Annotated in this window: 13 protein-coding genes and 6 tRNA genes; all 19 read right to left on the reverse strand. The window is 31.0% G+C overall.

Going from position 1 to position 13,933, the window contains the following annotated elements; translation table 11 throughout:
- Positions 1–13: 13 nt before the first annotated feature.
- The 19 genes from KQI89_RS09925 to yabN all read right to left on the reverse strand — a co-directional run bounded on the left by KQI89_RS09925 (position 14) and on the right by yabN (position 13,926).
- On the reverse strand, positions 14–1,684 hold the full coding sequence (locus KQI89_RS09925; RefSeq protein WP_216457192.1) for a formate--tetrahydrofolate ligase: 1,671 nt from the start codon (positions 1,682–1,684) through the stop codon (positions 14–16).
- Positions 1,685–1,796: 112 nt separating this feature from the next.
- Positions 1,797–2,183, reverse strand: coding sequence for a thioesterase family protein (locus tag KQI89_RS09930; RefSeq protein ID WP_343216353.1), 387 nt, complete (start codon positions 2,181–2,183; stop codon positions 1,797–1,799).
- 175 nt (positions 2,184–2,358) lie between these two features.
- The gene (gene ftsH / locus KQI89_RS09935) at positions 2,359–4,167 is read right to left on the reverse strand and encodes an ATP-dependent zinc metalloprotease FtsH (RefSeq protein WP_032123605.1); all 1,809 of its coding nucleotides are present in this window, start codon (positions 4,165–4,167) and stop codon (positions 2,359–2,361) included.
- Between the two features lie 80 nt (positions 4,168–4,247).
- Complete coding sequence (hpt, locus tag KQI89_RS09940) at positions 4,248–4,784, reverse strand: hypoxanthine phosphoribosyltransferase (RefSeq protein WP_032123604.1); 537 nt, start codon at positions 4,782–4,784, stop codon at positions 4,248–4,250.
- Positions 4,784–6,211 carry a tRNA lysidine(34) synthetase TilS gene (gene tilS, locus KQI89_RS09945; protein WP_216456971.1) on the reverse strand — a complete coding sequence of 476 codons (1,428 nt, stop codon included), beginning with the start codon at positions 6,209–6,211 and terminating at the stop codon, positions 4,784–4,786. Before tilS ends, hpt begins: the two co-directional genes overlap by 1 nt.
- A 301-nt stretch (positions 6,212–6,512) precedes the next feature.
- Complete coding sequence (gene spoIIE / locus KQI89_RS09950) at positions 6,513–8,885, reverse strand: stage II sporulation protein E (protein WP_216456972.1); 2,373 nt, start codon at positions 8,883–8,885, stop codon at positions 6,513–6,515.
- A gap of 381 nt (positions 8,886–9,266) precedes the next feature.
- Positions 9,267–9,343: transfer RNA gene (locus KQI89_RS09955), tRNA-Met, on the reverse strand.
- 13 nt (positions 9,344–9,356) lie between these two features.
- Positions 9,357–9,432: transfer RNA gene (locus tag KQI89_RS09960), tRNA-Met, on the reverse strand.
- 16 nt (positions 9,433–9,448) lie between these two features.
- Positions 9,449–9,537: transfer RNA gene (locus KQI89_RS09965), tRNA-Leu, on the reverse strand.
- Positions 9,538–9,542: 5 nt separating this feature from the next.
- Positions 9,543–9,619, reverse strand: a tRNA-Met gene (locus tag KQI89_RS09970).
- A gap of 14 nt (positions 9,620–9,633) precedes the next feature.
- Positions 9,634–9,709 (reverse strand) — tRNA-Met (locus KQI89_RS09975).
- Between the two features lie 16 nt (positions 9,710–9,725).
- A tRNA-Leu gene (locus KQI89_RS09980) sits at positions 9,726–9,814 on the reverse strand.
- Positions 9,815–9,974: 160 nt separating this feature from the next.
- A complete protein-coding gene (locus tag KQI89_RS09985; RefSeq protein ID WP_216456973.1) occupies positions 9,975–10,379 on the reverse strand; it encodes a S1 domain-containing RNA-binding protein in 405 nt (134 codons plus the stop codon).
- A gap of 70 nt (positions 10,380–10,449) precedes the next feature.
- Positions 10,450–10,728, reverse strand: coding sequence for an FtsB family cell division protein (locus KQI89_RS09990; RefSeq protein WP_216456974.1), 279 nt, complete (start codon positions 10,726–10,728; stop codon positions 10,450–10,452).
- Between the two features lie 88 nt (positions 10,729–10,816).
- Positions 10,817–11,203 carry a spore cortex biosynthesis protein YabQ gene (yabQ, locus tag KQI89_RS09995; RefSeq protein WP_032123599.1) on the reverse strand — a complete coding sequence of 129 codons (387 nt, stop codon included), beginning with the start codon at positions 11,201–11,203 and terminating at the stop codon, positions 10,817–10,819.
- Between the two features lie 14 nt (positions 11,204–11,217).
- Positions 11,218–11,514 (reverse strand): sporulation protein YabP, encoded by a 297-nt coding sequence (yabP, locus tag KQI89_RS10000; protein ID WP_032123598.1) that lies wholly within the window; start codon positions 11,512–11,514, stop codon positions 11,218–11,220.
- Between the two features lie 112 nt (positions 11,515–11,626).
- On the reverse strand, positions 11,627–11,890 hold the full coding sequence (locus KQI89_RS10005; protein ID WP_032123597.1) for an RNA-binding S4 domain-containing protein: 264 nt from the start codon (positions 11,888–11,890) through the stop codon (positions 11,627–11,629).
- A gap of 60 nt (positions 11,891–11,950) precedes the next feature.
- Complete coding sequence (locus KQI89_RS10010) at positions 11,951–12,271, reverse strand: HU family DNA-binding protein (protein ID WP_187117440.1); 321 nt, start codon at positions 12,269–12,271, stop codon at positions 11,951–11,953.
- A 203-nt stretch (positions 12,272–12,474) separates the two neighbouring features.
- Positions 12,475–13,926 carry a bifunctional methyltransferase/pyrophosphohydrolase YabN gene (gene yabN / locus KQI89_RS10015; RefSeq protein WP_032123595.1) on the reverse strand — a complete coding sequence of 484 codons (1,452 nt, stop codon included), beginning with the start codon at positions 13,924–13,926 and terminating at the stop codon, positions 12,475–12,477.
- Positions 13,927–13,933: the final 7 nt, after the last annotated feature.

The raw sequence follows: 13,933 nt of genomic DNA on the forward strand, positions 1-13,933 counted from the left end.
ATTTAATATTCTATTAGAACAATCCTTTTATTTCTCCATTATTTAATATGTCCATCTTCTCTGCTGCTGGAACTTTAGGAAGTCCTGGCATAGTCATTATATCTCCAGTTAAAACTACTATGAAGCCAGCCCCATTAGAAACCCTAACTTCTTTTACTGTTACCTCAAATCCTTCTGGTCTTCCTAGTAATTGTGGGTTATCGGATAATGAATACTGTGTTTTAGCAATACATATAGGTTTTTTATCTAGGCCAAACTTTTCAAGCTCTTTAATTTGTTTCTCTGCTTGTGCTGTATAAACTACACCTTTTGCACCATATACTTTTGTAGTTATTTTGTCTAGTTTTTCTTTTATGGTTAGTTCACTTTCATATAATACTTGGAAGTTACTTTCTTGATTTTGTATAGTATCTAATACAGCTTCACCAAGCTTTAATCCACCTTCTCCACCATTAGCCCATACTTCTGTTAACGCTACTTTTACACCTAACTTATTGCAATAATCTTCTATAAACTTCAGTTCTTCTTCTGAGTCTGTAATAAATCTGTTTATGGCAACTACAGGAGGAACTCCAAAGCCTTTAATGTTTTCTATTTGTTTTTCTAAGTTCTTTATTCCTTCCGCTACAGCCTCAACATTATTCTTACCTAAGTCTTCTTTCTTTACACCACCATGGTGCTTTATAGCCCTAACCGTAGCTACTATAACTACACAGCTAGGTTTTAACTCTCCAAATCTACATTTAATATCAAAGAACTTTTCTGCTCCAAGATCTGCTCCGAAGCCCGCTTCTGTTACTACATAGTCTCCAAGTTTTAATGCCATTTTAGTAGCCATTATACTGTTACATCCATGAGCTATATTTGCAAAAGGCCCTCCATGAATTATAGCTGGAGTATTTTCTAAAGTTTGAACTAAATTAGGTTTTATAGCTTCCTTCATCAAAAGAGCCATAGCACCCTCAACCTTTAAGTCTTTACAATAAACAGGTTCTCCCTTTAAATTATAAGCCACCAATATATTTCCCATTCTTTCTTTTAGATCCATTAAACTATTTGAAAGACATAGTATAGCCATAACCTCTGAAGCTACCGTTATCATGAATCCATCTTCTCTTAAGAACCCATTTGGCTTACCGCCTAAGCCTATTACTATACTCCTTAATGATCTATCATTCATATCCATAACTCTTTTAAATATTATTCTTCTTGAATCTATTTCAAGAGAATTTCCTTGATGAATATGGTTATCTATAGCTGCTGCAAGCAAGTTATTAGCTGAAGTTATAGCATGCATATCTCCAGTAAAATGAAGATTTATATCTTCCATTGGAACTACTTGGGCGTATCCACCTCCAGCTGCTCCTCCTTTAACTCCAAAAACTGGTCCTAGTGAAGGTTCTCTTAATGCAATTACTGCATTTTTCCCCATTTTGCATAACGCCTGCCCTAGCCCTACTGTAACAGTAGACTTTCCTTCTCCTGCTGGAGTTGGATTTATTGCTGTAACAAGAACTAGTTTTCCATCTTCCTTCCTCCTATTTTTTTCTAAGATATCTAAAGAGAGCTTGCATTTATACTTACCATAAAGCTCTATATCATCTTCTGTCAATCCTATGTTTTTAGCTACCTCCACTATAGGAAGCATCTTTGAACTTTGTGCTATTTCAATATCAGTTTTCATAATACATTCTGTCGATAATATTATCGACATTCCCTCCTTTCAGTTATTTATTTTTTTCAAATCCATTAATGGTTTGAATATTATTTTTTTTAATTAATGTAGCTAATATTTTTTATCTATAAGCCCTATCTAAAAATTCTTTTTCATTTACAATATATCTAATATGAGTTCCTTCTCCTATTTTTCCTTTTTCATCAAAAGCTTCAACTTTGAAATACAGTCTTTTTCCTTCTACTCGTTCTAGTAAACACTGACCCTTTACTATAGAACCTATAGCACTAGCCTTTATATGTTTTACATTTATCTCTATACCCACTGTTGTGTAGCCCTCTTCAATATAATTCTTTACAGAATCCTTTGAAACACTTTCCATTAGGGCTATCATAGCAGGAGTAGCATAAACTTCCATAGTTCCTGAAGAAAGAGCCTTAGCCGTTAACTCTTCAGTTACTTTAATCTCTTCTTTATGTGTTAAGCCTTCTTCTAATTTAAGTTCCACATCATCATCTCCCAACTTAAAAGTTTCATATATATTATACCATATCTATTGGATTTCATAATACTATTTTTTATATATTTTGATAAAACTCACTATTTAAATATTTTTGAATATTTAAATAAAAGATTAATCAAAAATAACCACTACCAAAATCGGTAGTGGTTATTTTTATCTATTATGCATTTTGAAATATCTCTTCAAATTCTTCTGCTTCTAATTTTTCTTTTTGTAATAAAGCTTGAGCTACTGCGTGAAGTTTATCTATGTTGTCTTTTAATAGAGTTTGAGCTTTATCATAAGCTTCATCAATAAGACCCTTTATCTCCTTATCTATCTTAGCTCCTATCTCTTCACTAAAGTTTCTACCTCTTCCAAGATCTCTCCCTAAGAATACTTCATCATGATCTGCTCCAAAAGCTATTGGTCCAACAGTATCACTCATTCCATATTCCATAACCATCTTTCTTGCAATAGTACTAGCTCTATCTATATCATTTTTAGCACCTGTACTTATATCTCCGATTATAAGTTTTTCAGCTACCCTTCCACCTAGAAGTCCAACCATATCATCCTCTAATCTTGATTTTGATGTATAGGCTCTATCCTCTTGAGGCAAATGCATAGTATATCCTCCTGCCATACCTCTTGGAATTATACTTATTTGGTGAACAGGGTCTGAATTAGGTAATAATTTCATTACTACAGCGTGACCTGCTTCATGATAAGCTGTAAGTCTTCTATCATGCTCACTTATAACTCTACTCTTCTTTTCAGGTCCTGCTATAACTCTTGTTATAGCTTCTTCCATCTCTTCCATTCCAATAAACTTTTTATCTTTTCTTACAGCTAATAAAGCCGCTTCATTTGTAAGATTTTCTAAATCTGCGCCAGTAAATCCTGGTGTTCTTTTAGCTAGAACATCTAATTTAACATCTTCGGATAAAGGCTTATTTTTTATGTGAACTTTTAATATTTCTTCTCTACCCTTTACATCTGGAGCACCTACTACTATTTGTCTGTCAAATCTACCAGGTCTAAGTAATGCAGGATCTAATATATCTGGTCTATTAGTAGCAGCAATCATTATAATTCCTTCGTTTACTCCAAATCCATCCATCTCAACTAGCAATTGATTTAAAGTTTGCTCTCTTTCATCATGTCCTCCACCAAGTCCAGCTCCCCTTTGTCTACCCACTGCATCAATTTCATCAATAAATATAATGCATGGGGAACTCTTCTTTGCTTGTTCGAATAAGTCTCTAACTCTTGATGCACCTACCCCAACAAACATTTCAACAAAGTCAGAACCAGATATACTAAAGAAAGGTGCTCCTGCCTCTCCTGCTATAGCCTTAGCTAAAAGAGTCTTTCCTGTACCTGGAGGACCAACTAAGAGCACTCCTTTTGGTATTCTTGCTCCTAAATCTAGATATCTTTTTGGTTGTTTTAAGAAGTCTACTATTTCAGCTAACTCTTCCTTTTCTTCGTCAGCTCCTGCTACATCTTTGAATGTAACCTTCCTCTTATCTGGAGTAGCCATTTTTGCTCTACTCTTTCCAAAATTCATCACACCTCGGTTTCCACCGCCACCACTTTGTGATTGTTGCATGAATATAAACCACACTGCTAAAACCATTACTATAAGTAAAATAGTAGGTATTATCTGTAACCATGCTGGCATACCTGAAGGTGCATCATATAATTCTTTTACATCTCCACTGTTAGGATATTGGGACATAAATTGGTATAATCTTTGTGCTGGTACTACAGTAATAAAAGTTTTACCATCTTCAAGAGTACCCTCTACTGTCATTTTATCTTCTTTCACTCTTATGCTTTGTATGTTATTGCTCTTCCATTCTTTCTGGAACTCATTAAATGCTATTGTATTGCCGCCTTTTCCTGTTTCTGACCAGGCTAATGCTGCAAGTATTACAAATATAAATACTATAATCCAGGCCGTTGCACTTGAAAATTTTTTCATTATAGGCCCCCCTCTCTTTCTAGTTACTATAAAAGATTTTAACATACTAAAATTTTCATTACAATAAGTAAGTATATTAATTATTTATAAACATTTTCTTTTAAGATTCCTATAAAAGGAAGATTTCTGTATTTCTCAGCAAAATCCAATCCATATCCAACTAAGAAATAATCTGGCACATCAAAACCTAGATATTTAACATCTATTTCTGCTTTTCTTCTTTCTTTCTTGTTCAATAGACATGCTATTTCTATACTGTTTGGTTTTCTTCCTTTTAAATAATCTATAAGATAACTTAATGTTATGCCTGAATCTATTATATCTTCAATTATTAACACATCTTTATTTTCTATAGAATGATCTAGATCCTTAAGTATCCTAACTACTCCTGAACTTTCACTAGAATTTCCATAGCTAGAAACAGCCATAAAATCCATGCTACAATGAATAGAAATCTCTTTCATAAGATCTGACATAAACATTACAGACCCCTTAAGCACTCCTATTAATACTAGTTCTTTTCCCTTATAATCCCTACTTATAGCTTCGCCTATCTCTTTTATCTTTTTCCTTAGTTCATCTTCTGTCAATAGTACCTCTTTGATATCTTCTTTCATTAATTTTTTACCCCTCTTTCAATTGTTATGCTTAAAATGTTTTTTGTTTTATTTTCTACTTTAAAAGTATCACTTACCTTATACCCCACTATCCAAGCTATATGTTCACCAAAGCATATAAGTGGAATATTATCTCTCTCTTCCCTAGGCACTTTACTATCAATAAATATATCCTTTAACTTTTTACTTCCTCTCATTCCATAAGGGATAAACCTATCCCCTTCTTTTCTATATCTAATAGAAAGATTCCCTTTAATTTTATCAAAATCGAAATATTTAATATTATATTTACCATTTAAATTTAATTTATTATCATTCTTACACAAAAGCTTAATCCCGAGACATATCCTTAGTTCAGGAATATTAATGCTAAACCCATCTTTTAAAGCTTCTTTAGAATAACTTTCTAAATTAATTAAAAAAGTTAACTCTTTACACTTTGTGTCTCGTCTAACCTCTTTTTTTATAACTACATCATCATAAATATTTTCAGCTATAACACCTCTAGGTAGACTAATCCTTTTTCCTGTCCCTTGTTTTCCTAAAGATATTATACTGTAAATATGAGTCATTTCAACATTATTTAAAGTTCCTTCTAATTTTTCTATAGCTAATCTAATTATTCTAGTTATAATTGAATCCTGCTCATTAAAAGCTTCTTGATGAATTACTATAGATTCCTCAGAATTTATTTCTATATGCTCATTAAATTTATTATAAGCTAACTGATCTAAATATTCACTATCTTTTGCCATAAGTTCTGAAAATCTATTTAATGTATTTATTATATCTTCATTAAAATTTTCTTTTATGTAGGGTATTAGCTCTAATCTCACCTTATTTCTAGCATATATTGGCTCACTATTAGTTTTATCTATTCTTGGATGAAGATTATTTATCTCACAATACTCCTCAATTTCTCCTCTTGAGAGAATCAATATAGGTCTAATATATACATCATCCCTTATGGGTCTTATCCCTGTAAGTCCTTCAATTCCCGTTCCACGCATAATCCTCATAAGAATAGTTTCAGCCTGATCATTAGCATTGTGGGCTAAAGCTACCTTATTTATGTTTAGTTTTTCCTTTAAGTCTTTAAAGAAATCATATCGTACTTCTCTTCCTGCCATTTCACTAGATATGCCTTTTTCCTTAGCTATAGTGTTTATGTCATATCTTTTAACAAAACATTCAATACCTAAATTTTTGCATATATTTTTTACATATACCTCATCCTCATCTGATTCATATCCTCTTAACTGATGATTTATGTGAGCTGCATATATCTCTATGTTTAATTCTTGTTTTAAACTATAAAGTATATGTAAAAGGCATACTGAATCTGGACCACCAGATAAAGCCACTAAAATTTTATCTCCTCTATCTATCATAGAGTGCTTGCTAATATACTCTAAAATCTTCTTCATGAAGCCACTTCCTAATTCTTATGATATTCTATTATAACACAAAATTATGCATATAAATGAAATTATTGCAATCAAAAAATTAGAACTCTAAAATTCATTTAATACAATCTAAGTCTATAATATTTATAATTTAACCTGGATAAAATATCCACATAATTAGCATAGACTTAATATATTTTCTTGAATTTAAGAGTCCTTTTAAATTTTAGTTTCTCCTCTAATATAACTTAAAATCAACACTCTAGAAATAAATCTAGAAAAACCCTTAATGACATACTAATTATACTTAACTTTTCCTAATTTAATATAGGTTATATATTTTTGATACTATAACAGTCATGTCATCTTTAACTTTTCCTCCCGTTAAACTCTGTGCCTTTTCCATTATTTCATCTGCCAATTCTTTCGGTGTGCTACTTTTGCTGCTAATAAGGTACTCAGCTAACCACTCCATATTTCCTCCTTCACAGCAATCTAATACTCCGTCACTTACAGTAATTACTATATCTCCGTTTTTAACCTTCTTTTCTATTATATCTATATCAACTTTGTCCAATACACCTATAGGAAGGGTTTTGGATTTTATTATATCTATCTTTTCTCCTCTTTTTATAAAACTGGCTACCGCTCCAACCTTCATAAAAGTTACTTCTCCACTATAAAGATCTATTGAATTTAAATCCACAGTTGAAAATTTTTCATCCTCTGAAAATTTAAAACTCATTATAGAGTTAACAGTATCTATAGCGGTAATTTTATCAAAACCCGCATTGGTGAATTTTTCTATCAAGTCTACCGCCGCTTTACTTTCTTCACCAGCTTGAGGTCCCGAACCCATTCCATCACTTATTATAGTCATATAAGTACCATCTTTTAATTTTCCAAAGCTATAGCTGTCACCATTAAACACTTCTCCATCCTTGCATTTTCTAGTTATAGAAGTTGCAATATGGTATTTAGGTGTTTCCTCAAAAGTTACAGTGCAATTGTCATTTTCTGGATTTATAATGCAACCCTCATCACAAATACACATAGGTCTACCTACAGCTTCATTTATCAACGGTAGCATATCTTTTACACATTTTTGCCTTCCTCCACAAGAGGCCATTGTTATTTTAACTTTTAACCTAGCATTTCTGTCATCGTAACATAATATATCATTAATTTTTATATTAACCTTATTTAAACACCTCCTTATATGCCTTTCCATATCATTATTAACGGAAACTTCTGAGCTAAAATCTTCAACTATTTTACCGATAGATTTTGCCATATTATGAATCTGTGAAGCTAGCATCTTTCTTCCTTCACTTAACCTACTCCTCCACATTTCATTTATTATATATGAATTAAGAAGTTCTTCAGCATTTTTTATTAAAGCTGTTCTTTTTACGCACTTCCTTTCTATTTCATAAGGTATATTATGAACTTCCTCTTGATAGTTTTGAATAAGTTCACTGAAAGCTATATAGGTACAGTGCATTTCCCGTTTCCAGCAAATAGATTTCATATCGCAACCACTGCATACTCTATCTGCTAGATTTTCTACCAATGCACTACTTTTTGTTTTCATAAGCAATTTATCATTATCCACTAAATTATTTAAGGTAGTTGACATATTTATTAAAACTTCTGAAAAACTATCTAGCTTTTCTGTAAATACTTCTTTTAACTTATGCATATAACTTTCATTAGTTATATCTTGCTTTTTCTCCCAATCTAGTTCTACAGATATTTTTTCATAAATTCTCTCAGGAATAGTTATAAATATTAAGAAACTCAATAACCCTTCAATAAGTTTAAAATCTGTACTCATTCCTAAGTACACTTTAAGTAAGGTAAATATGGTTATATAGGCTAATGAAGTGAACCACTTGCCTGTCTCTTTAAATATTCCTGTTACAAGTCCACATACTGCATAAATAGATACGTAATTAACCATATTATTTGAAGTTATACCCATTATCACTCCTATAGCCACCCCTGTAGCTGCTCCTGTAGAACTTCCATTTACATAAGCCATTATAGAAACAAATATTAATCCTATTACATTTCTTATATCTATATTAAAGAACTTTATTCCCCAAGTTCCTGAAATTATTAGAGAAAAAACTATAGACATGCTTATTATTTCTTCATTGGTAAAAAGATGTTTGCTTTTAAACTCTCTTGAACATGTTAACGCATAATCTATAATAAAATATATAGGCAATATACATCCTATATGAAAAGAAGAAGTAAGAATGTTTATACCTAATGTATACTGATTTATTACAGCCCTAAATATAATAGATTCCAGCAGCATAATTAAACTTATAAAAAATATTCTTTTCCTTCTTGCTATATCTCCTGTAAAATAACCAAAAAGAATTAAGGTTCCTATCATTATTATATAAAGAGCTATATCATCTAAGTTTTTATATAATGTTACATATCCTATTATAGCTCCTGTTCCTGCAGCTATAGAAAGCTTGTCCTTCCTTTCATTCATTACCGCCATTATAAAAGCTAATCCAAAAGGAGCTGTACTGTTTATCAGCACTACACGACTTATAAATATAGCAGCAACAAAATATCCTACTATCCTAAAAGACGATATATACCCTTCACTTTTCTGCCCTTTTTTATTTTCTTTTAATCTTTTGTATGTTATAACCTCTGCTCCGTACTGCATATTATTCCCCCTCTAAATCTTTTAAGTTTTCCAAATTAATAACTCACAATTAAGTGAACTATACAGTATCTAGATTATAGCAAAGGGTTATGGAAATAAATGTCATAAGCTGTATGGCATTTTTTTATTAATAGGACATAAAATTCTTATTTATTTTATTAAAGGCAAAAAATATACATCTTAAAATATCTATATATTTTTTAAAGATATTTTAATTGTCATCTGCTAAAAAAAACTCAACTAATTTGTGGATAACTTTTTGTAATAAAAAACTTTTCCACAACAAAAGCAATGCATGTTGACAAAATTCTATTAATAATTAAAAAATAATAAATAAAACAAAAATACTCACAAAGATCTATCTTTGTGAGTATACTTATATGGTAGCGGAAATAGGACTTGAACCTACGACTCTTCGGGTATGAACCGAATGCTCTAGCCAGCTGAGCTATTCCGCCATATTTACTTTTTTGGTTGCGGAGGCAGGACTTGAACCTACGACCTTCGGGTTATGAGCCCGACGAGCTACCAACTGCTCCACTCCGCGATATTAATTTAAAAATTGGTGCTGAAGACCGGAATCGAACCGGTACGGTGTTCAACCACCGCAGGATTTTAAGTCCTGTGCGTCTGCCAGTTCCGCCACTCCAGCACTATTGGTAGCGGAAATAGGACTTGAACCTACGACCCTTCGGGTATGAACCGAATGCTCTAGCCAGCTGAGCTATTCCGCCATATTTAGTTTTTTTGGTTGCGGAGGCAGGACTTGAACCTACGACCTTCGGGTTATGAGCCCGACGAGCTACCAACTGCTCCACTCCGCGATATTAATTTAAAAATTGGTGCTGAAGACCGGAATCGAACCGGTACGGTGTTCAACCACCGCAGGATTTTAAGTCCTGTGCGTCTGCCAGTTCCGCCACTCCAGCACTATCTGCCAACTATTATCGGCGACATAGATTATTATATATCAGCCATATACTATTGTCAACATATTTTTTAAAAAATCTTTTTTTACTTATAATAGCTTCTATAATTAAACCCCTATATCAAAATATAGGGGGTTTACTTACTGAATATATCATTTTACTAGATTTTTTTATTATATCCTCTTGCTCTGTTGTCTTGATGCTTTTTAACATCTTGCATTCTTTCTTCGCTATCCTTTAAAAATTTTGACATTATGTCTTCAAAGTTTCCTGAAGAATTTTTGCCCTTTTCTGTATTCCAGTCAATCTCAGCTGGTCTAACAGATTTTTTCTTTATGTTCGCTTGTTTAATAGAAAGACTTATCTTGCCATTATCGTCTATAGAAATAACCTTAACTTTTACTTTATCTTGTTCTTTAAGATATTCCTTAATATCTTTAACAAAAGTATCAGCTACCTCTGAAATGTGAACTAGACCAGTCTTACCCTCCACTTCAACAAAAGCTCCAAAATTAGTAATATTAACCACTGTACCTTCTAAAATGTTTCCTGCCATTAAGGTCATATTAAAAAGACTCCTCCTTAAAAATAATTAATATATATTATATAAAATAATAAACCTAAACTTAAATGAGTTACTTAGAATTACTATCAATTACAGGAGTCTCTCCAGGTTTAACGTAACCTAATCTTTCTCTTACCTGCTTTTCCTTGTAAAGATCCGTATTTGATAACTCAAATTCATCCTTTAATTTTTGATTTTTCTCTTTCACTAATTCCAATTCTTTTTGTTGGTTTGATATGTCTTTTTTTATTTTTTTCATAGTTAACTGCTGACTAACTATAGTGTACGAGCTAAAAATCAATAATAAAATTATTATTACACTTTTAAGGGTAAGTTTTTTCTTTTTCATGATATATTTCCCCTTTAAGTTAATAGTATGGTTTATCTCTTAAGTATATTTTAAATATAATTCATTTTTTATTCAAGTGTTTTCATAGTTATTTTTTATTTTCATCATAGAATATTAATTTAAAAGGATATGATAGATAGTTAAAGAGTAACCTAAAAGTTTTTGCTATGATTCTATATAGACTATATTGAATCTTCAAAAGGTATCTACTAAAAATTTTAAGATGTAAATATATTCCCAAAATTATGTATAGGTACACATAAACTCCTATAAAGGCATAATTGGTATAGAGTAAAAAGATAAACACAATCAGTGATGCTAAAATCCAAAATAAAAAATCTTCGATAATTACTAAAACTTTATTATTATTGTACCCTCTTATAATTCTATAAAAGTCAAAGAGTATACCTGTTATAAATCCTGCTAATATACTAAATAATAGGATTTTAAATTGAAATACTAATGGTACTATCATTATAATGTCTCCATCTATTTAAATAATCTTTTTATAATACTTTCTTTATTTACTTGTTTTGCATCTGATGTGCTGTATACGAAAGAATCTATGGTACCTATAATTGCAACTTCACCATTTTGAACATCTAATTTATTCATCTTTAAATTTTTACCCTTTATATTCAATACTCCCATAGAAGTATTTAGTGCTATATTTTCTTCATTAAAACTAAATACCTCAATAACTCCTGTTAGGGATAATCTTTTTCTACTATCTAAAATCAGATTGCTTTTTTTATCTTCAATCTTTGTATCTTTTTTGTTTTCCATAAAACTAACCTCCCAATATATTTCTCTACAATATATGTGGAAGGTTATATATATATTACTTGTTATTTTATAGTTTTTCTTTATTATAATATATTATTCCTTTATAACTTATTTATTCCTCTGTATCTTCTTCTCCTTCTAGAATATCATACATAGCTTTTGCATCTTCTTTTCTTACATGCTCTGCAACATTTATTATTCTAGCTCTTAAAGATTTATTTGCAAAAGAAATTTCTATTATATCTCCTTCTTTTATTTCTGTACTTGGCTTTGCTACCTTCCCATTAATAGACACTCTACCGCTTTCACAAGCCTCTTTTGCTATAGTTCTTCTTTTTATTATTCTCGAAATCTTCAAATATTTATCTAATCTCATAAATCTTCCCCCTTGTATTGAAAAAACCCGAGATACCCCGGGTTAAACAGTTTTAAATACTTATTTATTAACTCTTTCCTTAAACTCTTTACCTGCTTTGAATACTGGAACAGTTGTTGCAGGTATTTTTATAGTTTCTTTAGTTCTTGGATTTCTTCCTTCTCTCTCAGCTCTTTCTCTTGTTTCAAAAGTTCCAAAGCCAACTAGTTGAACTTTTTCACCTTTTTCTAGAGCTTCTTGTACGCTTTCTATGAATGATTTTAAAGCTGCTTCTGCATCTTTTTTAGTTAATTTACTTTTTTCAGCCATGCTTGAAATTAATTCTGATTTGTTCACCTTTTTTTCCTCCTTAAAATTAGAGTTTAATTTGAACTTATACATGTATGTATAAGTTTATATGTATAAGTTTTATAAATTTATTATACATTATCATATTATATAATTAATTGCAACACAAGTCTACATCTAGCTTTCAACAATTTAATTTTTTTTTTATTTTAACATGATATTTGTAAATAAACCTAACTCTCTTTTCTAAAATCTATATATTCTCCATATTATAATAAAATTCCTTCTAAAAATTATTACTTTTCATTGTTTTTTGCAACATTCCACAGTTCATCCATGTCTTCTAAGGACATATCTTCTAAATTAAGCCCCTTTTTTTCTGCAGTTTTCTCAATGAAAGTAAATCTTTTTATGAATTTATCTGTTGTTTTATTAAGTGCTAGCTCTGGATCTATCTCTAAAAATCTAGCTACATTTACGCAGGCAAATATAAGATCTCCTATTTCTTCTTCTATTCTTGCCTTATTTGAGTCTTTATATACATCTTTTACCTCATAATATTCTTCTATAATTTTATCCATAGCATGCTCTACTTTATCCCAGTCAAAACCTACTTTCTTTGCCTTAGACTGAACCTTTTCAGCCCTTATCAATGCAGGCAAGGATTTAGCTATATTTAACATAGCTTCACTATAACTATTATAGCCTTTTTCTTTATTCTTTATTTTATCCCAATTTATTAGAACCTCTTCTGAACTCTGAGCCCTAGTCTCGCCAAATACATGAGGATGCCTATCTATCATCTTTTGATTTATAGCATTTATAATATCACCTATATCAAAATAACCATCTTCTTTTCCTATAGCAGCATGAAATACCACCTGAAGTAAAACATCCCCTAACTCTTCTATTATTTTATCTTCATTATTTTCATCTATAGCTTCTACAACTTCGTAGCTTTCCTCAATTAAATACTTTTTTAGACTATGGTGAGTTTGTTCTCTATCCCAAGGACATCCATCCTCTGATCTAAGCTTCTCCATTACATCTAAAAGATCATTAAAATCCTTGTATCCTTTTGAACCACTTGGAATGTATATTGAAGTTAAGTAGTCTATATCCTCTTGCCTATCTAGAGTGTATAGTGGAATCTTTCTTATACTTTCTTCCCCCTTAACTCCTGCTGCTCTAACAAAATATATATCCTTATCGTCATCATAATACTGACATAGCTTTATTTTAACCTCTGAAGCAATATAAGGATCATATACCTGGGTTATTATTATCCCAACTCTCTTATCTAATACTTGATTACCTATATCAAAAGCATCCATGACTTTAATTCCTTCTATAGGATCAATATTTAATCTTTCCATCATAACATCTATAAAACTCACTGCCGGCACTATATCTACAGATATATTATTATTTTTACATAAATCCACCAATATGTTTACTGTTTTTTCTGCTACAAAAGGGTGTCCTGGCACTGCATATATAATATCCCCTTCTTCATCATGCTTACTTATTAAATCCTTTGCTATAAAATCATAAACTTCATCAAAGCTATCAAACTTATCATAAGCAAAGTCATAAGTATTAAAACTTATACCCATATCTTTAATATATCTTACTGTAGGATGTTTTTCTGTTCTTAAATAAATTTTATTACTTGCCTTAAGTTCATTTAGGGCACCTAGGGTCAATGCCTCAGGTGCTCCTGGTCCTAAGCCTAATATTTTAATCATCTGTTTC

Origin of the sequence: Clostridium simiarum (genome assembly GCF_018919175.1) — a bacterium.
Taxonomy (GTDB): domain Bacteria; phylum Bacillota; class Clostridia; order Clostridiales; family Clostridiaceae; genus Clostridium_L; species Clostridium_L simiarum.